22 protein-coding genes and 1 pseudogene are annotated in these 23,377 nt (G+C 64.9%); 10 read left to right on the top strand and 13 right to left on the bottom strand.

The genetic code is table 11. The features are described from left to right. Window positions 1–34 precede the first annotated feature (34 nt). The gene (locus tag BN60_RS27730; RefSeq protein WP_020699460.1) at window positions 35–1,255 is read right to left on the bottom strand and encodes a Zn-dependent hydrolase; all 1,221 of its coding nucleotides are present in this window, start codon (window positions 1,253–1,255) and stop codon (window positions 35–37) included. 118 nt (window positions 1,256–1,373) lie between these two features. Between BN60_RS27730 and BN60_RS27725 the strand changes: the two genes are divergently transcribed. The 3 genes from BN60_RS27725 to BN60_RS27715 are packed head-to-tail and all read left to right on the top strand — an operon-like array spanning window position 1,374 to window position 5,262. Beyond that, window positions 1,374–3,518: a protein-disulfide reductase DsbD family protein gene (locus tag BN60_RS27725; RefSeq protein ID WP_020699459.1), complete on the top strand. Its 2,145-nt coding sequence runs from the start codon at window positions 1,374–1,376 to the stop codon at window positions 3,516–3,518. 9 nt (window positions 3,519–3,527) lie between these two features. After that, complete coding sequence (locus BN60_RS27720) at window positions 3,528–4,169, top strand: thioredoxin family protein (protein ID WP_020699458.1); 642 nt, start codon at window positions 3,528–3,530, stop codon at window positions 4,167–4,169. A gap of 10 nt (window positions 4,170–4,179) precedes the next feature. After that, complete coding sequence (locus BN60_RS27715; RefSeq protein ID WP_020699457.1) at window positions 4,180–5,262, top strand: DUF3500 domain-containing protein; 1,083 nt, start codon at window positions 4,180–4,182, stop codon at window positions 5,260–5,262. 18 nt (window positions 5,263–5,280) lie between these two features. Here BN60_RS27715 and BN60_RS27710 read toward each other — a convergent pair whose 3' ends face one another. Then, window positions 5,281–6,363 carry a PLP-dependent cysteine synthase family protein gene (locus BN60_RS27710; protein ID WP_020699456.1) on the bottom strand — a complete coding sequence of 361 codons (1,083 nt, stop codon included), beginning with the start codon at window positions 6,361–6,363 and terminating at the stop codon, window positions 5,281–5,283. A 66-nt stretch (window positions 6,364–6,429) separates the two neighbouring features. On the opposite strand from BN60_RS27710, the gene BN60_RS27705 reads away from it, so the two are divergent. Continuing rightward, window positions 6,430–7,431, top strand: coding sequence for an HAD family hydrolase (locus tag BN60_RS27705; protein ID WP_020699455.1), 1,002 nt, complete (start codon window positions 6,430–6,432; stop codon window positions 7,429–7,431). Window position 7,432: 1 nt separating this feature from the next. On the opposite strand, the gene BN60_RS27700 is transcribed toward BN60_RS27705, so the two are convergent. Further along, a complete protein-coding gene (locus BN60_RS27700) occupies window positions 7,433–8,167 on the bottom strand; it encodes a substrate-binding domain-containing protein (RefSeq protein ID WP_245539849.1) in 735 nt (244 codons plus the stop codon). Between the two features lie 27 nt (window positions 8,168–8,194). Beyond that, window positions 8,195–8,371, bottom strand: a pseudogene (locus BN60_RS31880) (LysR family transcriptional regulator); the annotation flags it as partial. An 83-nt stretch (window positions 8,372–8,454) separates the two neighbouring features. On the opposite strand from BN60_RS31880, the gene BN60_RS27695 reads away from it, so the two are divergent. The 3 genes from BN60_RS27695 (at window position 8,455) to BN60_RS27685 (ending at window position 11,786) form a co-directional block, all read left to right on the top strand. Continuing rightward, window positions 8,455–10,059: an arylsulfatase gene (locus BN60_RS27695; protein ID WP_020699453.1), complete on the top strand. Its 1,605-nt coding sequence runs from the start codon at window positions 8,455–8,457 to the stop codon at window positions 10,057–10,059. Between the two features lie 124 nt (window positions 10,060–10,183). Beyond that, window positions 10,184–11,149 (top strand): formylglycine-generating enzyme family protein, encoded by a 966-nt coding sequence (locus BN60_RS27690; RefSeq protein WP_202949846.1) that lies wholly within the window; start codon window positions 10,184–10,186, stop codon window positions 11,147–11,149. Next, complete coding sequence (locus tag BN60_RS27685) at window positions 11,106–11,786, top strand: DUF2490 domain-containing protein (RefSeq protein WP_083856318.1); 681 nt, start codon at window positions 11,106–11,108, stop codon at window positions 11,784–11,786. The genes BN60_RS27690 and BN60_RS27685 overlap by 44 nt, the downstream gene beginning before the upstream one ends. Window positions 11,787–11,789: 3 nt before the next feature. Here BN60_RS27685 and BN60_RS27680 read toward each other — a convergent pair whose 3' ends face one another. From BN60_RS27680 to BN60_RS27640, 9 genes are all read right to left on the bottom strand, one after another. Continuing rightward, window positions 11,790–12,641, bottom strand: a complete 852-nt coding sequence (locus tag BN60_RS27680; protein ID WP_020699450.1) for an endonuclease/exonuclease/phosphatase family protein — start codon at window positions 12,639–12,641, stop codon at window positions 11,790–11,792. A gap of 24 nt (window positions 12,642–12,665) precedes the next feature. Then, complete coding sequence (locus tag BN60_RS27675) at window positions 12,666–13,460, bottom strand: bestrophin-like domain (RefSeq protein ID WP_020699449.1); 795 nt, start codon at window positions 13,458–13,460, stop codon at window positions 12,666–12,668. Next, entirely contained in the window at window positions 13,460–14,146 is a 687-nt protein-coding gene (gene can, locus BN60_RS27670; RefSeq protein WP_020699448.1) for a carbonate dehydratase, read from the bottom strand. The genes BN60_RS27675 and can overlap by 1 nt, the downstream gene beginning before the upstream one ends. Before the next feature lie 49 nt (window positions 14,147–14,195). Beyond that, window positions 14,196–14,987 carry a fumarylacetoacetate hydrolase family protein gene (locus BN60_RS27665; RefSeq protein ID WP_020699447.1) on the bottom strand — a complete coding sequence of 264 codons (792 nt, stop codon included), beginning with the start codon at window positions 14,985–14,987 and terminating at the stop codon, window positions 14,196–14,198. Further along, complete coding sequence (locus tag BN60_RS27660; RefSeq protein WP_020699446.1) at window positions 14,987–16,075, bottom strand: sn-glycerol-3-phosphate import ATP-binding protein UgpC; 1,089 nt, start codon at window positions 16,073–16,075, stop codon at window positions 14,987–14,989. The genes BN60_RS27665 and BN60_RS27660 overlap by 1 nt, the downstream gene beginning before the upstream one ends. Window positions 16,076–16,078: 3 nt before the next feature. After that, a complete protein-coding gene (gene ugpE, locus BN60_RS27655) occupies window positions 16,079–16,927 on the bottom strand; it encodes a sn-glycerol-3-phosphate ABC transporter permease UgpE (protein ID WP_020699445.1) in 849 nt (282 codons plus the stop codon). Further along, the gene (gene ugpA, locus BN60_RS27650; RefSeq protein WP_020699444.1) at window positions 16,927–17,808 is read right to left on the bottom strand and encodes a sn-glycerol-3-phosphate ABC transporter permease UgpA; all 882 of its coding nucleotides are present in this window, start codon (window positions 17,806–17,808) and stop codon (window positions 16,927–16,929) included. Before ugpA ends, ugpE begins: the two co-directional genes overlap by 1 nt. 49 nt (window positions 17,809–17,857) lie before the next feature. Next, complete coding sequence (gene ugpB, locus BN60_RS27645; protein WP_020699443.1) at window positions 17,858–19,174, bottom strand: sn-glycerol-3-phosphate ABC transporter substrate-binding protein UgpB; 1,317 nt, start codon at window positions 19,172–19,174, stop codon at window positions 17,858–17,860. 129 nt (window positions 19,175–19,303) lie between these two features. After that, window positions 19,304–19,999 (bottom strand): glycerophosphodiester phosphodiesterase family protein, encoded by a 696-nt coding sequence (locus tag BN60_RS27640; protein ID WP_020699442.1) that lies wholly within the window; start codon window positions 19,997–19,999, stop codon window positions 19,304–19,306. A 63-nt stretch (window positions 20,000–20,062) separates the two neighbouring features. On the opposite strand from BN60_RS27640, the gene BN60_RS27635 reads away from it, so the two are divergent. The 3 genes from BN60_RS27635 to BN60_RS31725 all read left to right on the top strand — a co-directional run bounded on the left by BN60_RS27635 (window position 20,063) and on the right by BN60_RS31725 (window position 23,370). Further along, complete coding sequence (locus tag BN60_RS27635; protein ID WP_020699441.1) at window positions 20,063–20,827, top strand: SDR family oxidoreductase; 765 nt, start codon at window positions 20,063–20,065, stop codon at window positions 20,825–20,827. Between the two features lie 5 nt (window positions 20,828–20,832). Next, window positions 20,833–22,254, top strand: coding sequence for a sodium:proton antiporter (locus BN60_RS27630; protein ID WP_043287044.1), 1,422 nt, complete (start codon window positions 20,833–20,835; stop codon window positions 22,252–22,254). A gap of 192 nt (window positions 22,255–22,446) precedes the next feature. Further along, window positions 22,447–23,370, top strand: a complete 924-nt coding sequence (locus tag BN60_RS31725) for an energy transducer TonB family protein (protein ID WP_086002699.1) — start codon at window positions 22,447–22,449, stop codon at window positions 23,368–23,370. Window positions 23,371–23,377 lie beyond the last annotated feature (7 nt).

Raw genomic sequence — 23,377 nt, 5'->3', positions numbered from 1 at the left:
GCGATGCTAGCGCCTGCCAAGTTGTCAGACAATTTCAGCCGGCAAGTTCCAGAATCAGGTTCAGGAGTACCTGGGCCCCGGCCACGAGGTCGGCGGCTTCGGTGTGCTCCTTGACGTTGTGGCTGAGGCCCGCGACCGAGGGCACGAAGATCATCGCCGTGGGGCATATGCGCTGCATCATCTGCGCATCGTGACCCGCGCCCGAGGGCATGCGACGCGTGCTGAGCGACAATGCCTTGGCATGATGCTCGACCCTCCCGACAAGGGCCGTATCGAAGATCACCGGCTCGAAGCGCGCCAGCACCTTGGCCTCGACCTCGACCCGCTCGGCTTTCGCCACCTCGGCGATATGCGCGGCGACCCTTGCTTCGGCTTCCTGCAGCTTCGCCTCGTCGGTGTTGCGCAGGTCGACCGCAAAGATCGCGCGGTTGGGCACGACGTTGATCAGGTTGGGCCGCAGCGCCAGCGATCCCACCGTTGCGACCTGATTGCCGCCCATCTCCCAGGCGAGCTTACGGGCAAAGAGGTTCACCGACGCTGCGAGGTAGCCCGCATCGCGTCGCAACCGCATCGGCGTCGTGCCGGCATGGTTGGAGACGCCGGTGACCGTGTACTCGGTCCACGAAATGCCCTGTACGCTTTCCACGACGCCGATCTGCACCTTCTCCTCGTCGAGGATCGGGCCCTGCTCGATATGCAGCTCGACGAAGGCATGCGGCCTGATCGCACCCGGCTTGGCGGCGCCGAGATAGCCGATACGGCGCAGCTCGTCGCCAACCGACGCCCCCTCCTTGTCGACAGCGGCATAGGCTTCGTTGAGGCCGATGCCGCCGACATAGGTCAGGCTGCCCATCATGTCGGGCTGGAAGCGCGCGCCCTCTTCGTTGGTGAAGAAGGCGACGGCAATCGGCCGGCGTGTTGTTATGTTGGCCTCGTTCAGGACGCGCACGACTTCGAGGCCGGCCAGGACACCGTAGTTGCCGTCGTAGCGACCGCCAGTGCGGACCGTGTCGATATGGCTGCCGGTCATGATCGGGGCCAGGTTCTCGCGGCCGGCACGCAATCCTATCACATTACCGATGGCGTCGACCCGCACATCGAGGCCGAGTTCCTTCATCCAGCCGACGACGAGATCGCGGCCTGCCCTGTCCTCGTCCGTCAGAGCCAGACGGGCACAGCCGCCGCCGTCGATGGCGCCGATCGCCGCCAGTTCGTCCAGCGCGCCCAGAAGACGCCGTTCATAAAGCTGCAACATGATTTCCTCAATGGAACCAAGACCTTAGACTGTAGATTCCACGAGGGCAAAATATCACGCCGCGTTGATCGGGATTGCCTTGCCAGCGCCATGGGCCGAGGTCACTTAATCAACCATCATGTCGCGTTTTCCCGCTTTTTTGCTCGGTATCCTGGTCGCCATCGCCACGGCGATGCCGGCCTTCGCGCAATCCGTCGTGCAGACGGACAATGTGCGGACCGAGTTGCTGGCCGACGTCTCGACGGTGAAGCCCGGCGAGCCCTTCTGGGTGGGGCTGCGCCAGACGATCCGTCCGAAGTGGCACACCTATTGGAAGAACCCCGGCGAGTCGGGACTGCCGACCGAAATCACCTGGACCTTGCCGCCGGGCGCCAAGGCCGATCCCATCGTTTGGCCCACGCCGATCCTGTTCGAGGTTGGTGGCATCATCAATTACGGCTTCAAGGACGAGTCGACGCTGCTGGTGCGCATCACGCCGCCGGCCGACCTCGCGGGTCCGCTGAAGCTCGAAGCTGCCGCCAACTGGCTGGTCTGCGAAGACGTCTGCATTCCGGAAGAAGGCAAGTTCGAGCTGACCCTGCCGTCAGGCACGGCGGCGACTCCGGCGCCGCCGGCAATACGCACCTTGTTCGAGCAGGCCCGTCGCAGCATCCCGACCGAGAGCCCGTGGCCGGCGCGCTATGGCATCGCCAAGTCCGGCGATCCGACGCTGGTGATCGACGCCAAGGGCCTGAAGGCCGACACGATCAGCAACGTCTACTTCTTCCCTGCCGAGTGGGGCCCGGTCGCAACCATGGCCAAGCAGAATGCCATGGTCGACACGAACGGCATCCGCATCCCGCTAAAGCGCGGCGATGCCAAGACCGCCCTGCCGCCGCTGCTTGCCGGTACGCTGGTGCTGACCGAGAAGACAGCCGACGGCACGGTGAAGCAGGCCTTCGATGTTTCGGCGAAGCTCGATACTGCCTTCACGCCGAGTTCCGCCTCGCTGGCCGGCGCCATCGGCAGCGAAGAGCTGTCGTTGGTCCAGGCCCTGCTCTTTGCCCTGCTGGGTGGCCTGATTCTCAACCTGATGCCCTGCGTTTTCCCGGTGCTCGCCATGAAGGCCGCCGCCTTCGCACGACTGGCCGGCCATGACCGTGCCGAGATGCGTCGCGACGGGCTCGCCTACACGGCCGGCGTGCTGGTTTCCTTCGCCGCCATGGCCGCGCTCGTGCTCGCGATCCGCGCCGGTGCCGGCGAGGTAAGCTGGGGCTTCCAATTCCAGTCGCCGATCTTCTCGTTGCTGATCGCCTATCTCTTCTTCGTGGTCGGCCTGAACCTCTCCGGCGTGTTCGAGGTCGGCAACCGGCTGGCCGGAATGGGCCAAGGCCTGGTCGCGCGCGGCGGGACGACGGGCGCCTTCTTCACCGGCGTGCTGGCCGTGATCGTGGCGACGCCCTGCACCGCGCCGTTCATGGCGGCGGCCCTGGGCTTTGCCCTCGCGCAACCCGCCCCCGCGACCGTAGCCGTACTGCTGGCGATGGGGCTTGGCCTCGCACTGCCCTATCTCGCCCTGTCGATGACGCCGGCGCTGCAGCGGCTGATGCCGCGGCCCGGTCCGTGGATGGACCGGCTGCGCCAGTTCCTCGCCTTCCCGATGTACGCCTCCGCCGTCTGGATGATCTGGGTGCTGACCCAGCAGACGGGGGCCGACGGCGTGCTCTACGCTCTGGGTGGCATGGTCCTGATTGCTTTTGCAATCTGGCTGCTGCGCGCCGGCTCGACCGCGTCGGCGGGCACGTGGCTGCGCCGTGGTGTGGCCGCAGTGGCCGTCCTGCTGGCCTTCGGCGTCGTCCTGAAGCTCGAAGACAGGCCGGCGACGGCTGCGTCTGCTTCGGGCAATGCCACGGGCGGCGTCAACTTCGACGGCTGGGAGCGCTTTTCCCGCGAGCGCATGGCCGAGGCCGTAGCCGCCGGCAAACCTGTGTTCGTCGACTTTACTGCCGCCTGGTGCATTACGTGTCTGGTGAACGAGCGCGTCGCGCTCGAGACGGCAGCCAGCCGCAAGGCCTTCGAGCAGGCGGGGGTCGTCAAGCTTAAGGGCGACTGGACCAACCGCGACCCCGAAATCACCGGCGTGCTGAAGGAACTCGGGCGGGCGGGCGTACCGCTCTATCTCTTCTGGGCGCCCGGCGCCGAGAAGCCGAAGATCCTGCCACAGGTTCTCACCGAAGCGCTGGTTCTCTCCGAGCTGTCGTCGATCGAGCAAACCAAACGTTAGGAGGCGAAGATGTCGAACCTTGTCGTTCCCCGTCGTTCGTTGATGCTGGGCACTGCTGCCGCCGCCCTCCTTCCCGCCACTGCCTTTGCGGCGACCGGCCCCGATGTCGGCAAGCCCGCGCCGGCTTTCACGGCGGTCGACAGCAACGGCAAGACCTGGTCGCTCGCCGACCTGAAGGGCAAGGTCGTCGTCCTCGAAACGACGAACCACGACTGCCCCTATGTGCGTAAGCACTACAACGCCAAGAACATGCAGACGCAACAGCGCGAGGCCGCAGGCAAGGGCGTGGTGTGGCTGACCGTCGCTTCGTCGGCGACCGGCGAGCAGGGCTACGTCACCGCCCAGCAGGCCAACGATCTCACCAAGAGCCGCGATGCCGCTCCGGCCGCCGTGCTGCTCGATCCCAAGAGCCAGGTCGCCCGCGCTTACGGCGCCACCGTGACGCCGCACATGTACATCATCAATGCCAATGGCGTGCTGGTCTACAAGGGCGGCATCGACTCGATCCCGTCGGCCGATGTCGCCGACATCCCCAAGGCCAAGCAGTATGTGCGCATCGGCATGGACGAAGTGCTGGCCGGCAAGCCGGTCACCGATTCCTCGACACGGCCGTATGGCTGCACGCTGAAGTATCCCAAGACCTCGACCTGACGGACCCGCCATGCCGCACGACGGCTGGCATCCGCACGACGAGGAACATCACCACCACCATCATCATGGTGGGCATGGTCCGCCGACACGGCGGGCCGTACTGGCGGCAGCGAGCCTGTTGCCCTTCGGCGCTGCCAGCGCCCAGACCGTGGACGCCGCACAGCGCATTGCCGAAGCGGCGACCCAGTTTCTCACAAGCCTCGACGATGGCCAGCGCCAGAAGGTGTTGATCGCCTTCGAGTCGGACAACCGTCTGGACTGGCACTACATCCCGCGCACCCGCCCGGGGTTGAGCCTGGGCGAGATGCGCCCCAATCAGGCCGAAGCCGCCCACACGCTCTTTGCGTCGGTGTTGAATCCGCGCGGACTGGAACTGCTCGACGGCGTGCGCCTGCTCGAAGGCGTGCTGCGGGAGCAACAGGGCAGCTTCCGCGATCCCGGCCGCTACTATGTTTCGATCTTCGGCACGCCTGGCCGCTTTCCCTGGGGCTGGCGTTTCGAGGGCCATCATCTTTCGTTGAACGTGGCTCTGCCCGTCGCAGGTCGTATTTCGGTGACGCCGTTCTTCGTCGGCGCCCATCCGGCAACGGTGCGCGACGGGCCCAATCGCGGTTTTCGTTTGCTGGGCACGTCGGAAGATCTGGCGCGCCAGATCATGGCTGGCCTCACCGACCAGCAGCGTCAAGCGGCCCTCATCGCCAATCGTTCCTTCGGCGAGATCGTGGCGAGCCCGCAGCGCGAGCGGGATTTGGGCGACCCGCGTGGTCTGCTGTTGGCCGACCTCGACGGCGCGCAGCGCAATCTCGTCGAAGCGTTGATGGATCGCTTTCTCGGCGCCCTGGCGCCCGATCTGGTGGCAGCACAGAAGCGACGCGCCCTGGAACAGGGAATTACGGCATTCCGCTTCGCCTGGGCAGGCTCACTCACGCCTGGCGAGGCGCATTACTTCCGAGTTCATGGCCCGGTCACCGTGATCGAACACGACAATACGCAGAACGGCGCCAACCATATCCATGCCGTGTGGCGCGACCTGACGGCGGACTTCGGCCGCGATGCGCTGGCCGACCATTATCGTCACCAGCCGCATCGCTGAGCCTCAAGCCTGCGTTCGTCAGTCCATCTGATAGCCGGGCGTGGACTTGGAGATCTTCGTCTCCTCCTCGTCCATGCCGTCGACGATGCCCTCGAAGAGCGGCGTCGAGAGATAGCGCTCGCCGGTATCGGGCAGCACGCAGAGCACGACCGAGCCCTGCGGCGCCTTCTCAGCGATCTGCATAGCGACGGCGAAGGTCGAACCGCCGGAGATGCCGGTGAAGATGCCTTCCTTCTGCGCCAGCGCCTTCGCCCACTTCACGCCCTCGGGGCCGGCAATCGGCAGCCGCTCGTCGTAGTACTTCTTGTCGATCGCCTCCTGCAGCACCAACGGAATGAAGTCCGGCGTCCAGCCCTGGATCAGGTGCGGCTCGAAGGCGGGGTGGCTGACGGCCGGCGCGCCGTCGGCGGTGCGCTCTTGCGCCTTGCCGCTGCCGATGAGCTGCGCATTGGCCGGCTCGGCGAGGATGATCTTGGTTTCGGGCCGCTCCTTGCGCAGCACGCGCGCCACGCCGGTGACAGTGCCGCCCGTGCCGTAGCCGCTCACGAAATAGTCCAGGCGCTCGCCCTTGAAGTCGGCCAGGATTTCGCGCGCCGTCGTCGATTCGTGGATCTCGGCATTGGCCGCCGTCTCGAACTGGCGCGCCAGGAACCAGCCGTTCGCCTTCGCCAGCTCAACCGCCTTCTGGTACATGCCGAAGCCCTTCTGCGCGCGCGGCGTCAGGACGACCTTGGCACCCAGCATGCGCATCAGCTTGCGGCGCTCGATCGAGAAGCTTTCCGCCATGGTGACGACCAGCGGATAGCCCTTCTGCGCGCAGACCATGGCCAGCCCGATGCCGGTATTGCCGCTGGTCGCCTCGACCACCGTCTGGCCGGGCTTCAGCGTGCCGTTACGCTCTGCCGCTTCGATGATGTTGACGGCCAGCCTGTCCTTCACCGAGGCGGCCGGGTTGTAGGCCTCGGCCTTGACGTAGATCCGCACGCCTTTGGGTCCGAGATTGTTGATCCGGATGCAGGGTGTATCGCCGATCGTATCCAAAACGCTGTCGAACAGGCGACCGCGCCCCTCGGTCGTGCGAAGCTTGGTGCTCGTGGCCATTCTCGTCTCCATTGCGGGATGAAAGACCACCCTAGCACGGGCGGCCGGTTGGGCTAGGATCGGATGATGAAACGCCGCCTTTTCCTCGCCGGTACGGTGGCCGGCATCGGCCTCCCGGCTCTCATCTCTCCGGCCCGGGCCCAGGCCGATGCCCTGCCCTCGTGGAACGACGGACCCGCGAAGCAGTCGATCCTGGACTTCCTCCGGCGCACCACGACAGGCGGCAGCCGCGACTGGATCCCTGTCCCCGAACGTATCGCCACATTCGACAATGACGGCACGCTGTGGACCGAGCAGCCGATGTATGTCCAGGTGATGTTCGCAATGGACCGCGTGCGTGCCCTGGCCGGCCGCAATCCACAATGGCGAACGCAGGAACCGTTCAAGGCAGTGCTGACGAACGACCGCGATGCGCTGGCGACAATGGGCGAGAAGGGCCTGCTCGAGATCATGGCGGCGACACATGCCGGCCTGACGACCGAGGAGTTTCGCCAGGCTGTGCTCGACTGGCTGGCCACCGCCCGCCATCCGCGCTTCAAGCGGCCCTATACCGATCTCGTCTACCAGCCGATGCTTGAGCTGTTGGCCCTGCTGCGCGCCAACCAGTTCAAGACCTACATCGTCTCGGGCGGCGGCATCGAGTTCATGCGGCCCTGGACGGAACGGGTCTATGGCATCCCGCCGGAGCAGGTCGTGGGGTCCTCGGGCGTCACGCGCTATGAACTGCGCGCCAACAGACCCGTGCTCCTCAAGGAACCCAAGGTACAGTTCATCGACGACGGTCCCGGCAAGGCGGAGGGCATCAACCAGTATATCGGCCGCCGGCCGGTCCTGGCGTTCGGCAACTCCGACGGCGACCAGCAGATGCTGGAATGGACGGCCGCGGGTTCGGGCGCCCGCTTCATGGGCCTGGTGCACCATACCGATGCCATGCGCGAATATGCCTACGACCGCCAGTCGCCGGTCGGCCGGCTCGACACGGCCTGGAACGAGGCCGTCCGGCGCAAGTGGACCGTCGTCGACATGAAGAACGACTGGAAAGTGATCTATCCGTTCGAGATGAGATAGGTCACTTCGTAGAGCGCGCTTGGGCCCGCATCTGTTTGCGGATGAGTCCTATGAACGTACGTGCGGAGGGCGGCAGAGTGAGCTCCCGCTTATAGGCGATGCCCATCTCGGCCATCGGGAGCGTCTTCCGCCAAGGCAAGTCGAGGATCGCAAAACGCCCCGTAGCCAGACCTTCAATCAGTTGGCTCATATGGCTGATCCCGATGGCGTCCGTCTCGGAGACGATCTCGCGACTGACCCGGACAGAGGACACCGCGATCGACGGCAAGATATTGCCCGTCACTGGATCGACCGTGAAACCCGGATCTATATCCTCGATCAATCCGACCTGGAGATGCGACATGCTCGAGAGGACAAAGGGATACTTGCGAACGTCGTCGGGCCGCAGCGGGGACTTCTTCAAAAGCGCGTGGCCTGCCCGGCAAAAATAGACCCCCTGCAGCGAGCCGAGAGGCTCGACGCGCAGCGCCGGCATGCCGCGTAACGATGCGATATCGAACACGGCAAAGTCGACCCGATCGGTCATCAACATGCCGGCCGCGGCGGCCCACTCCCGCTCCAGAAGCTCGAGGCGAATGGACGGATGCGCATTGATGAGGTCGATGGCGGCCGGCAGGACCGCAATGTCGTGGATGTATGTCCCGGCGGCGACACGCAGGCGGCCGCCGCGGCCATCGCGCACGAGCTGCAGCCGATTGGAGATCGCCTCTGCGCGGGTCACGAGTTCGTCGGCCATCCTGAGCACGTCGTCGCCAGCCGGCGTCGCCACGACATCCCGGCGTGATCTTTCGAAGACGCGCAGGCCCAACTGCTTCTCGAGAGCTGCAATATTGCGGCTAAGTGTAGGCTGGCTGATGCGCAGTGCCGCGGCTGCCCGCCCGAAATGCCTGTGCTTGGCGAGGACGACGGCGTATTGCAGCAACTTGAGGTCGATTTCCATTCGCGAACCGTATCGTCTGTGGCGTTGTCTTGCATCGATGTTCAGAAGAATTTGCACGCATACTTCGATCTGGAGGCAAACCGATGACCAAGGGCAAATTCGGCCGCATGCTGTCCGCAGCGGCGCTATGCGTCGGCATATCGGGCGGCGTCCCGCCAGCCAACGCGCAGACGCCGGCCAGACCCAACATTCTCGTCATCATGGGTGATGACATTGGTCTCTGGAATATCAGCGCCTACAACCGTGGGATGATGGGCTACCGGACGCCCAATATCGACCGAATCGCGCGCGAAGGCGCGATCTTCACCGACTATTACGGCCAGCAATCCTGTACGGCAGGACGTGCCGCTTTCATCACGGGCCAATCGCCCATTCGTACCGGCCTGTTGAAGGTCGGCCTGCCCGGCGCTCCGGAAGGCCTGTCAGACAAGGATCCGACCATCGCCGACCTCCTGAAACCGATGAGCTACGTAACCGGCCAGTTCGGCAAGAACCATCTCGGCGACCGTAACGAGTTCCTTCCGACAGTGCATGGTTTCGACGAATTCTTCGGCAACCTCTACCACCTCAATGCCGAGGAAGAGCCTGAGAACATCGACTATCCGAAGGATCCGACCTTCAAGCCCAAGTATGGGCCGCGCGGCGTGCTGAAGTGCGTCGCTACCCCTACCGAAACACCGGGCGAGGACCCGCGCTTCGGCAAGTGGGGCAAGCAGAAGTGTGAAGATACCGGGCCGCTCACGAAGAAGCGCATGGAGACGGTGGACGAAGAGTTCCTCGCCGCATCTCTCGACTTCATCGACCGGGCCAATCGCGACAAGAAGCCGTTCTTCGTTTGGTCGAACTCGAGCCGCATGCACATCTGGACGCACTTGAAAAAGGAGTCCGAAGGCAAGACCGGTCTCGGCGTCTACGCCGACGGCATGGTCGAACATGACGGCCATGTCGGCCAGCTCCTGAAGAAGCTCGACGAGCTCGGGATCGCCGACAACACCATCGTGATCTACACGACCGACAACGGCGCCGAAGTCATGAGCTGGCCGGACGGTGGCACCACGCCGTTCCGCGGCGAGAAGAACACCAACTGGGAAGGTGGCTACCGCGTGCCTGCAATGGTGCGCTGGCCCGGCCTGGTCAAGCCGGGTACCGAGATCAACGAAGTGTTTTCCGCCGAAGACTGGATGCAGACTTTGCTGGCTGGCGCGGGCGAGACCGACCTGGCAGCCAAGCTCAAGCAGGGCGCTACCTTCGGCGCCAAGACCTTCAAGGTCCATCTCGACGGTTACGACCAGCGCGAGCTGCTGAAGAATGGCGCAGGCAGCGCACGCAAGGAGTTCTTCTACTGGACCGACGATGGCGGGCTGGCCGGCCTGCGCTACGACAAGTGGAAGCTGGCGTTCATGGAGCAACGCAGCCATGGCTTCGATGTCTGGCAGGACCCGATGGTGACATTGCGTGTGCCGAAGCTCTTCGACCTCAAGGCCGATCCGTTCGAGCGCGCCGACCATGACGGCATGGGCTACGCCCGCTGGCGCATCGACCGTATCTTCCTGCTGGTGCCGGCGCAGACGTATGTCGGGCGCTATCTCCAGACGCTGGCCGAGTTCCCGCCGCGTCAGAAGCCGGGCTCGTTCAACATGCAGGGCGTTCTCGACAAGCTGATGTCCCCGCCGCAGGGCGTGAACTGACCAGCCGCGAGACTCAGAGCGGCTGTCGCGGACGGGCGTGGCATCATAGAGCGGCCTCAACGGTCGCAAGTCTGCAGCCTGCACGAGTTGGCAACGTGCAGGGAAGCAGGATATGGAGCTTGGCATGGCAGACATGCACCCGGCCGGTGCGGCCCTGCATTCCCACATGATCCGCATTCCCGGCGGCACGTTCCGCATGGGCTCGGACAATCACTACCCAGAAGAAAAGCCCGTGCACACCGTGACGGTCGACGGCTTCTGGATCGATCCGACGCCGGTCACCAACGCCCAGTTCCGCGCCTTTGTCCAGGCGACGGGCCACGTGACCTGGGCCGAGATCGCTCCCGACCCGAAAGACTATCCCGGCGCCCGGCCCGAGATGCTGAAAGCGGGTGGCCTCGTCTTCACGCCACCGAGCAAGCCCGTCGATCTCGTCGACTGGAGCCAGTGGTGGCGCTTCACCTTCGGCGCGACCTGGCGGCGGCCCTACGGCAAGGGCAGCCATATCGGCGGGCTCGACGACCATCCCGTCGTCCAGATCGCCTTCAGGGACGCCGAGGCCTATGCCAAGTGGGTGGGCAAGGAGCTGCCAACCGAAGCCGAGTGGGAGTTCGCCGCGCGCGGCGGCCTGGAGGGCGCGGAATTCGCCTGGGGGGATGAGCTCACGCCGGGGGGCCGACACATGGCCAACACCTGGCAGGGGGCTTTCCCGCACGAGAACAGCCGCGAAGACGGCTATGCGCGGACGTCACCCGTCAGGACCTACCCTGCGAACGGCTACGGCGTCTACGACATGATCGGCAATGTCTGGGAATGGACGACCGACTGGTACTCCTCGAAGCACCCCACCGATGCCGCCAAGGCCTGCTGCGTGCCTGAGAATCCGCGCGGCGGTCCGGTAGAAGCGAGCTACGATCCGCGCCAGCCGCAGATCCAGATCCCGCGCAAGGTGCTGAAGGGCGGATCGCATCTTTGCGCACCGAGTTACTGTCGGCGATACCGGCCAGCGGCACGCCACGCCGAGGCTGTCGACACCACGACCAGCCATGTCGGTTTCCGCTGCATCGTACGCCATGCGGCGGGCGGCTAGAACGCTCACTTCGCTGTTCCTGGCCGCTACCGCGGCATCCGCATCGAGCGCGCGCGCCGAGGAATCCAACGAATTCTGGCCGGAAGCGCAGATCCACTATTGGTTCGACGATCGCAAGTCACGCGCGATCCTCATGGGCTCGCTCAGCCGCAATCGCGCCAGCGACACGACCTACCAGGCCGAACAGGGGCTCACCTTCGAGCACCAGTTCGCCGACTACTTTCTCGGCCGGATCGGCTACCGACATGGCGCCTCGACCGAAGGCGGCGCCTACAACGAGAACCGCCTGCTCCTGGAGCAGACGTTCCGGCTCTATCTCCCCGACAAGGTGATCGTCGCCCGCACGCGCGAGGACTTCCGCTGGCTGGACAGTGGCTTCGCGGTGCGCCTGCGCGAGCGGCTGCAGGTCCAGCGTGATTTCACGATCGATAACTATACCTTCACGCCCTACACCTCGGCCGAGGTGTTCTTCGATACGCGCTATGGTCAATTCGCTCGCTACAGGCTGACCCTCGGTGTGACCCTTCCGATCGACAAGCACATCAGCGTCGAGCCCTACCTCGTGCGCCAGGTCGACTGGGCACCTTCGGGCGTCATCACCAACGCCCTGGGCTTCATCCTGATCATGGCCTTCTAGGGACTAGAGATCGAACTCGACGAACAGCGGCCAATGATCGGAGGCCACGATGCCGTGGCCGATCCAGGCCTTCTTCACTTTAGGCGCCAGATCGTGCGTGACGAGGACATGGTCGATGCGGCCTTCGTTGGGGAAGGACTCGACGCCTTCCTCGCTGTTGCCCGCGGCAGTCCAGGCGTCGGCGAGATGCATGGTCGTGCCGAGACGGCCGTGGACGCTCATCTCGCCACAGACCAGCGGATATTCCGGATGGGCCGGCGTGAAGTTGAAATCACCGCCGACGATGGCCGACCGCGGGACATCGGGGCGGCGCTCCTGGAACATGAACATGTCGCCCGCAGCACTGTCCCAGGTCGGACCGACACGCTCGGCGTTGAGGACCGTATCCATCAGGGCACGGACCTGCGGCAGGCGCTGCTGCGGTCCGACATGGCTGAAATGCACGCTGTAGACCCGCAAGGGACCGGAGGGCGCGTCGATTGCCGCCTCGACGAAGCCGCGCTGCAGGTCGAAGCAGCCGACGAGCTGCTCCTTGGGCAGAAGGTGTCCGCGTGCCCAGGCAATCGGCCAACGGGAGATCACCGCATTGCCGAAGGACCGGCGGCGATTGACGATCTTTCCGTCGGCGCCGACGGCGCTCGCGTCCGCTTCCATGGCCCCGTGATACCAGTGGTAGCGATTGAGCTGCTGGGCGATCTCGGCCGTCTGATCGGCGAAGTTGGCCTGCGGCCAGCCGGAGACGGCTTCCTGGAGGCAGATGATATCGGCCTTGGAGACCGCGTCGGCGATGCGCGCCACGTCGTATTTGCCGTCGGCGCCGACGCCGTAGTGGATGTTGTAGGTGCAGAAGAGCATTACGCTGGGTACTCGCGAGACGCCCTATTCGGGCAGGTTGTCGATCCAGGCCGACGGGTTGAGCTGGCCGGAGTGACGATAGGGATCGGCAACGATCCCCAGCGACCAATAGCCAACGGTCGTCGTCGAGGCGAGCAACGCCAAGGCAACCGCACCGGCGCGCCGTCGGTCGAAATGGACGGACGCCACGGCGAGATGGGTTAGGAAGCCCAACAGAATCACGGCCAACCAGGAGGAAACCTCCGTATGGTTGCCGCCGATCCACAGCCGGTCCGAGCGCGTCCGCGCAATGTCGTTCATCAGCGCATTGAGCTGGTTCGCGGTGGGTGCCGGTAGGGTTTGCGTGGCCTGGAGCACGATGCTCTGCAGGTTGCGGAACGCCCCCTCGGCGCGATCGCTGCCCTTCTGGTTCCGATTCTTGCGCCATTCGTCCTTGAATACGTACTTCACGTAGCGTCCGAGTTCGCGCTGCGCCTCCGGGATGTTGAGCTGTGTCGGTCCGACCATCTCGTCGAAGCGCTTGATTGCCGAGCCGGCCTGGATGAAGGCACGTTCGGCCTCCCGCTTATGCGTCCAGATGTCGGCCGCATGGAAAGCCAGAAACAGTGCGAACACCATCGAGACAGCGGCAAAGAACGGCGCCACCGGCGTCCATTGCAGCACTTCCGGCTTGCGGTTGAAGTACGACAGGAAAGCGAAGGCAATGGCGTAGACGATCAGCCCGTGGACGACAAAGACCAGAAGCTGCGTCGGCGCCGACGACATGAAGAGCTGTTGAAGCAGCCCCTTCGCCAGGGCCACCGTCTGTTCAATCCCCATCAGCGGCGTTCGTCCTTGTGGACCAACCGGGGAGCCGCAATTGCCGCAGCGAGCGTCTCCTCGACGACCTTGGCCTCGCTCACCGTAACGTCGAGGTCGTGCAGCAACCCGTCCTGGATCCCGTAGATCCAGCCGTGCACCGAAAGATCCTGACCACGGCGCCAGGCATGCTGGACGATCGAAGTCCGGCAGACGTTACGGACCTGCTCGATGACATTGATCTCGCAAAGCGCGTCGACCTGCTCGGCCTTGTGCGGCAGGGCGGTGATCTGGTCGTGATGGCGGCGGCCCAGCATGTTGATGCCGTGCAGCCAGTTGTCGAGCAGCCCAAGCTCGTGGTTCTTCAACGAGGCCTTCACGCCGCCGCAGCCATAGTGTCCGCACACGATGACATGGCGCACGCGCAGTGCCTCGACGGCGTACTGCAGGACGGCCAGGCAATTGAAGTCGACCATCATCACCTGGTTGGCGACATTGCGATGGACAAAGACCTCGCCCGGCAGCATCCCGATGATCTCGTTGGCCGGTACGCGGCTGTCGGAACAGCCGATCCACAGGACGCGCGGCGCCTGCTGTTTGGCGAGCTTGTCGAAGAAGCCCGGATGGTTCTGCTCCACCTGCTTCGCCCAGGTCCGATTGTTCTCGAAAAGCCCGTCGAGAAAGTGGTCTTCGTCCGAATCAGCCATGGTCGAGATATCCCGAAAACAGAATCAAGAGGCAAGCGTCATTGGTCGTTCAGCCAGGCGGGGCCCCGAAAACGTTGCGGAGCACGCCGATGCCGTCGATCGCCACCTCGACCACGGTGCCCGGCCTCATCGGCAGGACGCCGAGCGAGGTCCCGCAGGCGATCACGTCGCCGGGTACCAGCGTCATATCCTGTGAAATCCGACTAACCAGCTCGGCTGGTGGAAAGACCATGTCGGTGACCGGGTAGTTTTGCCGCTCGCGACCGTTGACCAACGTCCGGATGGTGAGCGTCAGCGGATCGAGCCCCGTGGCCACGACCGGGCCGAAGACTCCGAAAGTGTCGAAGTTCTTGGCACGGGTCCATTGCGGGAAGCTCGGATCGCGATGCAGCAGCTCCAGCGCCGTGACGTCGTTCACGCAGGTGTAGCCGAGAATATGGTCGGCGGCCTCCGCGACCGAAACCGCTTCGCAGGTCTTGCCGATGACGATGCCCAGCTCGCCCTCGTAGGCCACCCGCCCCTCATAGGATCGAGGCACCCGAATCGCCTGGCCATGCGCGGCATAGGAGTTGGGCGCCTTGAGGAAAGTGAGCGGCTCGGTCGGAATTGCCCATCCGTTCTTGTCCGCCGCGGCCCGAAAGTTGTTCCACAGCGCCACCATCTTGGTGGGCTCGGTCGGCGTGAGCCAATGCGCGTCGGCAACGGCGACAATCTCGCCGGTCGCCGGACCGGGCGCGAACAGCGTGCCTTCGTGCAGACGGATCGTCTCGCCGTCGACCATGCCGATGCGCGGGCGGTCCCCCAGCTCGATGCGGCCCCACAATGTCGTTGCCGCCGTCATCAAGCGTCGGCGATCCGCTTGCCGGTCTGCGAATCGAAGACGTGCAGATGGCCGGGCTCGGCCTTGAACCGGCGCTTCTCGCCGGGTCTGGCCTGAATGTGCCCGCCCTGCCGCACCGTCACCAGTTCGCGCGCTTCGCCGAACCGGCCATGCAGCAGCGTGTCGGCGCCCAGCGGCTCGGCTAGCTCGATTTCGAACTCCAGTGCACCATCAGGATCGGGATGCAGATGCTCCGGCCGGACGCCCAGCGCCACGGGCGCGCCGGCCGCGGCCGTCGTCGGTAGGCCGAGCGGCAACGTGATGCGCTGTGCGCCGGTCCCGGCGAGATCGACCGCGCGACGGTCGGCCGTCACCTTCCCGGCCAGGAAGTTCATCGATGGCGAACCGATGAAGCCTGCCACGAAGACTGAGGCCGGCCGCTCGTAAACATCCATGGGCGTGCCGATCTGATCGGCGACGCCCGCGTTCATGACGATCAGCCGGTCAGCCAGGGTCATCGCCTCGACCTGATCGTGCGTGACGTAGATCGAGGTGACGTCGAGCTCGCGCTGCAGACGCTTGATCTCAAGCCGCATCTGCACGCGCAGCTTGGCGTCGAGGTTGCTGAGCGGCTCGTCGAACAGGAACACGGCCGGCTCGCGCACGATGGCGCGGCCCATCGCGACCCTCTGGCGCTGGCCGCCCGAGAGCTGGCGCGGACGGCGCTGCAGCAGCGCCCCCAGCTCCAGGATCTTGGCGGCCTTCTGCACGTGCTGGTCGATCTCGGCTTTGGAGAGGCCACGGATCTTCAGCCCGTAGGCCATGTTCTCGTAGACGCTGAAGTGCGGGTAGAGCGCGTAATTCTGGAACACCATCGCGATGTCGCGATCCTTGGGCTCCAGCTCGTTGACGACGCGGTCGCCGATCGCAATCTCGCCGCCCGTAATGCGTTCCAAGCCGGCGACCATGCGCAGCAAGGTCGACTTGCCGCAGCCCGAGGGACCCACGATGACGATGAACTCGCCATCGGCGATTTCCATGTCGATGCCGTGGATGACCTCGAGTTTGTCGTAGCTCTTCTTGACGCCGCGCAGATGGACTTGCGCCATGGTCTACTTCTCCGTCTCGACAAGTCCGCGCACGAACTGGCGCTGCATGAACACCACGACCAGCACCGGCGGCAGCATGGCGAGCATTGCCATAGCCATCAGCAGGTTCCAGCTCGGCACCGAATCGACCACGTTGGCCTGGCGCGAGACCGTCATGACGACGGTGTAGAAGCTCTCCTTGGTCGTGATCAGCAGCGGCCAGAGATACTGGTTCCAGCCGTAGATGAACTGGATCACGAACAGCGCCGCGATCGAGGTCCGGCTCATCGGCAACAGGATGTCCCAGAAGAAGCGCATCGGCGATGCGCCATCGACCCTGGCCGCCTCGGTGAGTTCGTCGGGAACGCTGAGGAAGAACTGGCGGAACAGGAAGGTCGCCGTCGCCGAGGCGATCAGCGGGATGATGAGACCCGAATAGGAGTCGAGCATGCCAAGATTGGCGACGACGCCGTAGGTCGGCACGATGCGCACCTCGACGGGCAGCATCAGCGTCACGAAGATCGCCCAGAAGAAGGTCATGCGCAGCGGGAAGCGGAAGTAGACGATGGCGAAGGCCGCGATGATGGAGATCGCAATCTTCCCGATCGCTATGCCGAGCGCCATGATCAGGCTGTTGGTCAGCGTCTGCCAGACCGGCACGCTGCCGACCTTGCCGTAGCCCTCGGTGATGACGCGCGTGTAGTTCTCGACGAGCTGGCCGCCCGGCAGGAGCGGAATCGGCGACTGCAGCATGGTTTGCTGGTCGTGGGTCGAAGCGACGAAGGTCATCCACACCGGGAAGGCGACGATGACCAGGCCCAGCAGAACGACGAAGTGGCTGAACGCGGTAAGGAACGGGCGGTTCTCGACCATCAGTAGTGCACCCGGCGCTCGATGAAGCGGAACTGCACGACGGTCAGCAGGATGACGACGATCATCAGGATCACCGACTGCGCCGAGGACCCGCCGAGATCCTGGCCGCGGAAACCGTCGTTGTAGACCTTGAATATCAGGATCTCGGTCGACTTGGCCGGGCCACCCTTGGTCAGCGCATCGACGATGCCGAAGGTGCCGAAGAAGGCGTAGATGATGTTCACGACCAGCAGGAAGAACCCGGTGGGCGAGAGCAACGGGAAGATGATGTCCCAGAAGCGCCGGCCGGGCCCGGCGCCGTCGATGGCGGCAGCCTCGATCAGCGACTTCGGGATCGACTGCAGGCCGGCCAGAAAGAACAGGAAATTATAGCTGATCTGGCTCCAGACGGCGGCGATCACCACCAGCATCAGCGCCTGATTGCCGTTCGTGACGTAGTTGAATTCGATGCCGACGCCTTGCAGCACCCAGGCAACGATGCCGACTGAGGGATTGAACAGGAACCCCCAGAGCACGCCGGCCACCGCGGGCGCGACGGCATAGGGCCAGACGAGGAAAGTCTTGTAGGCGGTGGCGCCGCGGATCACGCGATCGGCCATCACGGCCAGCAGCAGCGAGATGCCCAGCCCCAGCGTGGCCACCAGCGCACTGAACACGAGCGTGAGCCGCGCCGAGTCGTAGTAGCCCGGGTCGTTGAACAGATGGATGAAATTGTCGAGGAAGACGAACTTGGAGTTGCCGCCGAAGGCATCCTCGATCAGCACCGACTGGTAGATCGCCTGGCCCGACGGCCAGAAGAAGAACACCAGAGTGATAACGATCTGCGGCGCCACCAGAAGGTACGGCAGCCAGCGCTCGTTGAAAGTGACCCGCTTTTCCATGCCGGAAAGAGGAAGCCCCCGCCCTTCCGGACGGGGGCTTCTCCCGAACTTACTTGTTCGCCGCTTCGAAACGCTTGAGCTGCTCGTTACCGAGCTTCACCGCGTCGTCGAGTGCCGTCTTGGCGTCCTTCTTGCCGGACCATACGGCCTCGAGCTCGCCATCGACGATGTCGCGGATCTGCACGAAGTTGCCGATGCGCAGGCCCTTGGAGTTTTCGGTCGGCGGATTGAGCGTCAGCTCCTGCACCGCGATCTCGCGGCCCGGGAACTTCTTGTAGAAGCCGTCCTTCTCGGTGACTCCCGCGGCGGCCAGGGTGACCGGCACGTAGCCCGTCTCCTGGTGCCACTTGGCCTGCACCGGGGTGCTGGCGAGATAGCTTAGGAACTTGGCAACGCCCTTGTATTCCGCTGCCGGCTTGCCCTGCAGCACCCACAGGGTGGCGCCGCCGATGATCGAGTTCTGCGGCTTGGCGATGACATCCGGCGAATAGGGCATCATGGCGATGCCGTACTTCCCGGAACCCAGCGCCTTGTCGATCGCCGAGGCGGTGGCCGACGAGGCGATATGGAACGCGCAGTCGCCGGCGTTGAACAGCGCCGTCGACTTGCCTTCGCGGCCGCCATAGACGAACGTCTTGTCCTTGGTCCAGTCCGACAGCATCTGGATGAACTTGATGCGGGCGGGATCGTTGAACTTCAGCTCGATGTCGATGCCGCCGAAGCCATTGGCCTTCGTCGCATACGGCAGATTGTGATAGGCGCCGTAGTTCTCGATCATCGTCCAGGTCTGCCATTGCGGGGTGAACCCGCACTTGGCGCCGGCCGCGACGGCCTTCTTGGCCATCTCGCCCAGCTCAGGCCAGGTCTTCGGCGGCTTGTTAGGATCGAGACCCGCCTTCTGCAGCAGCTCCTTGTTCCAGTAGAGCACCGGCGTCGAGGAGTTGAACGGCATCGACAGCAGCTTGCCGTCGGTCGTCGAGTAGTAGCCGTAGACCGGGCCGATATAGGCCTTGGGGTCGAACGGCTCCTTGGCATCGGCCATGAGCTGATAGACCGGATAGACCGCGCCCTTGGCGGCCATCATGTTGGCCGTGCCGACCTCGAAGACCTGCACGATGTGCGGCGCCTGCTTGGCGCGGAAGGCCGCGATCGCGGCCGTCAGGGTCTCGGTATAGGAACCCTTGTAGACCGGGTTCACCTTGTACTCACTCTGGGACTTGTTGAAGCCCTCGGCCAATGCGTTGACCGTATCCCCGAGGTTGCCGCCCATCGCGTGCCACCACTGGATTTCGGTCTGGGCAAACGCCACAGGCGCGCTCGCCAGGACAGCCGCCGCGGCGACCGAAGACAGAAGAATCCGTGTCATATCGAAAAACCTCCCAATGAAGCCCGCCGTTGTATCGGCGGGCGACAAGACTGCGATGTGTCTGATTTGTTTCAGTCTGATGACAGTCCACCAAGACTGTAATGCGAAGGCAACCCCCAAAATGGTCGACTAGTGGGCGAGCGCCGCCAGGATGACATCCGGCGCGTCGGTAATGACGCAATCCGTGCCCATGGCGACCAGCACCCGGGCGACGTCGGGGTCGTTGATCGTATAGGTGCTGAGCAGGTAGCCGGCCTGCTTGATCTCGACGGCGCGGGGGGCCGTCAGCCGCTTGCCGTTGGTGTTGATGCCCACCGCCTCCACGGCCAGGGCGCGCCCCCGCCAGTCGTCCCTCAGCTCGTCGATCAACAGGGCGCGCGCAAATTCCGGCGCCGCTTCGCGGGCTGCCGCTAGCGAGGCATCCTTGAAGCTCGAGAGCAGCGGCGCCGGCAGCCGGATCGGCCAGAGGCGGCGCAGCGTGGCGACGGCGACACGCGCCGTCTCCGCCTCGCGGCCCTTGCAAGGCTTGATCTCGACGTTGCAGCCCAGCCCCAGCTCGCCGAAGCAGGCGATGGCCTGCTCGAAGGTCGGCACCGACGCCGGCAGCTCGGCCGCCGGCGTCTCCGCCGCCAGCCGGTCGACGCCCGTGGTCCGCTTCAACGAATCGTCATGCATCACGATCGGCACGCCATCGGACGTCAGCTTGACGTCGATCTCGACCCAGGTCGCGCCGCGCCGATGCGCTTCGCGAAAGGATTCCAGCGTGTTTTCAGGCGCATAGGCCATGGCACCGCGGTGGCCGACGACTTTAGGCAGTTGCAGCATGGCCCCATCCAAAGCTAACTCGGGCGTCGCAATAGACCAACAGATCGGCCCTGTCCTCCCGCCATGTCGACTTTTCCCGACAAGTTCCGCCTCGATGGCCGCACCGCCCTGGTGACAGGCTCGGCCCGTGGCCTCGGCTGGGAGATGGCCAAGGGCCTGGCCGAAGCCGGCGCCCACGTCCTCCTCCATGGTCGGTCGCACAAGCAGCTGACGCCGCGGCTGGCCGAGCTACGCGCCGCCGGCCACGAAGCCGATGCCCTGGCCTTCGAGATGGCCGACCGGGCGGCGATGGCCGCCGAGGTCACGGCGGCCGGCCCCATCGACATCCTGGTGCACAATGTCGGCGAGCGCGACCGGCGGCCCTTCGCCGAAATCCAGCCCGACGATTTCACCCGGCTGGTCGACACCAACCTCTCGGCCGGCCAGGCCCTGATCCACCATCTCCTGCCCGGCATGGTCGAGCGCGGCTGGGGCCGGCTGATCCTCGTGAGTTCGATTGCCGCCGATCTCGCCGCGCCCGGCGCCTCTTCCTACATCGCGGCCAAGGCGGGACTCGCCGCGCTGGCCCGGGCTCTCGCCGCGGAGTTCGGCGCCAAGGGCATCACCTCCAATGCGCTTTCTCCGGGCTTCTTTGCGACCGAGACGAATGCAGCGCTGATCGCTTCGACGGCCGGCGAGCGCATGCGCGCCCGCTGCCCGGCCAAACGATGGGCCGAGCCCTGGGAGATCGCCGGCGCCGCCGTCTTCCTAGCATCGCCCGCAGCGGCCTACGTCAATGGCCACACGCTCACCGTCGATGGCGGCGTATCGGCAACTTACATCGCGTGATCCTCATGAAACTTGGTCGTCCACTCACCCTCGGGGCCGTGCTCGCGCTCGGCCTCGCCATGCCCGCACTGGCCGCCGGCCCCGGAACGCCCGCGATCGATGGACGCCATCTCGATCTGTCATGGATGCTGCCCTTCGTCGGCATCCTGCTCTCCATTGCGATCATGCCGCTCGTTGCGCCATATTTCTGGCACCACCATTTCGGCAAGGTTTCGGCGGCATGGGCTGCCCTGGTGATCGTGCCCCTCGCCGCACTCCATGGCGTGCCGACGGCACTCTATGAAGTCGTCCACCTGCTCCTACTCGACTACATTCCCTTCATCGTCCTGCTGACGGCACTTTTCACGGTGACGGGTGGCATTCACATCCGCGGCAACCTCCATGGCTCGCCGTCGATGAATACCGCGCTGCTGGCCATCGGTACCGTGTTGGCCGGCTGGATGGGCACGACCGGCGCGTCGATGCTGCTGATCCGGCCGGTGATCCGCGCCAACGACGACCGGCGCCACAAGATCCACGTCTTCGTCTTCTTCATCTTCCTGGTGTCGAACGTCGGTGGCGCGCTGACACCGCTCGGCGATCCCCCGCTGTTCCTTGGCTTCCTCAAGGGGGTGAGCTTCTTCTGGACGACGGAATATCTCTTCAGCGAGATGCTGTTGTGCGCCATCGTCCTGCTGACGCTTTTCTACGCCGTCGACAGCTACTGGTACCGCAAGGAAGGCCGCAAGAAGCCCGATCCGACGCCGGAGTCGCCGATCCGCATCGAAGGTGGCGTCAACATCATCCTGCTGGCGGTCGTGGTGGGCATTGTGCTGGCGAGCGGCTCCTGGAAGCCCGGCGTGCATTTCACGCTCTATCATGTCCCGCTGGAGCTTCAGCATGTGCTGCGCGACCTCGCCCTGATTGCCGTCATCGGCCTGTCGCTCAAGCTGACGAGCCGCAGGATACGCACCGACAATGCCTTCACCTGGGGGCCGATGGCAGAAGTCGCCAAGCTGTTCGCCGGCATCTTCGTCACCATCGCGCCGGCCCTGGCCATCCTGCGCGCCGGCTCGGATGGCGTGTTGGCGCCGCTGGTCTCGCTGGTGACGGGGCCGGATGGTCAGCCGCTCAACGTCTGGTACTTCTGGTTGACAGGAATCCTCTCGAGCTTCCTCGACAATGCGCCAACCTACCTTGTCTTCTTCAACCTGGCCGGCGGCGACCCCGACCTTCTGATGGGCGCACTCGCCAGCACCTTGGCGGCCATTTCCTGCGGCGCGGTGTTCATGGGCGCCAACACCTACATCGGCAATGCCCCCAACTTCATGGTCAAGGCGGTGGTCGAGGAAGCCGGCATCCGCATGCCCAGCTTCTTCGGCTACATGGGCTGGTCCTGTGCCATCCTTTTGCCTTTGTTCGTGCTGCTCACGTTCATTTTCTTCTAGGAGACATCCTCGTAGGATCGGCCCGGCGGCGCCATTGCCGGGCCGCCGGCAGGTGTCGCGCCCAGAGTGAGAGCCGGATGAGATCTCGTCGCATCTTCCTTGCCGCCGCCATGCGCCATACCAGCCTCGATCCGGCCGCCTCCGATCCGGCGGCCAAGTCTCGTTGATCGCCATCGCAGGACCGATCCACCCGTGGCCCATGCCGCCAGCGCCTCCTCGTATCGCTCCGACCGGATGTCTCCGGTGGCGCTGGCGCTCGCAATGTTGCTGCATGGGCTGGTCGTGGCGGCGCTGTTCTGGTTGATCGAGAATCGGCCGACGCCCGCGCCGGTCGAGGAGGTCATCGAGGTTTCGCTCGAGCAGCCCAAGCCGCCGGAGCCACCACCTCCGCCGCCCCCGAAGCAGGCGCAACAACCGAAGCCGGCCCGCCCCCCCGAGGATATGGGGCTGAAGCCGCCGGCCGCGACCACGGCCGACAAGGCGACGCAAGTGCCCCCGGCAGCGACACCGGACAAGAAGGCCTCCGCACCACAGCCGCCCGCGCCGGACGATCTGCCGCCCCTGCAGGCCCAACCGCCGCAACCTCCGGTCGCCGAGCCACCCAAGCCGACGCCCACCCCCACGCCATCACCGGCGGCAAGGCCACCGGAGCAGCAAGCCCTGGCCACCCCACCGCCACCGCCTGCACGACCGCCGGCGGGGCAGCAGCGGGACGTGCGTCCCTCGCCGCTCCCACCCGGCGAGCAGCGACGTGCGCCCGCCGTGCCCAACCCCAAGGAAGCGCCCACGACTTCGCACTTCGTCAACCCTGCCGACGCCTACAATCGCGCGCGGGCCGCCGACAATTACCTCTGGCAGGTCGCAATGAAGCTGCAGGGCTACCGCTACCAAGCGAACACAAAGGCCAGCCGCGGCACCACCGTGGTGCGCGTCACCATAGCCCGGAACGGACGGTTGCTCGCCGTCGAGGTCATCCGCTCGAGTGGCGTTCCTGAATTCGACCAGGGCGTGCTGGCCGGCGTTCGCGCCGGCTCGCCTTATTCGCCTCTGCCCCCTGACATCCAGGGGGAAAGCGCCAGCTTCAACCTGCCGTTGATATCGGTGAACCGGAACTGATCCCCGG

The organism is Reyranella massiliensis 521, assembly GCF_000312425.1.
Taxonomy (GTDB): domain Bacteria; phylum Pseudomonadota; class Alphaproteobacteria; order Reyranellales; family Reyranellaceae; genus Reyranella; species Reyranella massiliensis.
The sequence above is the reverse complement of the archived record's forward strand: the minus strand, read 5'-3'. Positions and strand labels throughout refer to the sequence as shown.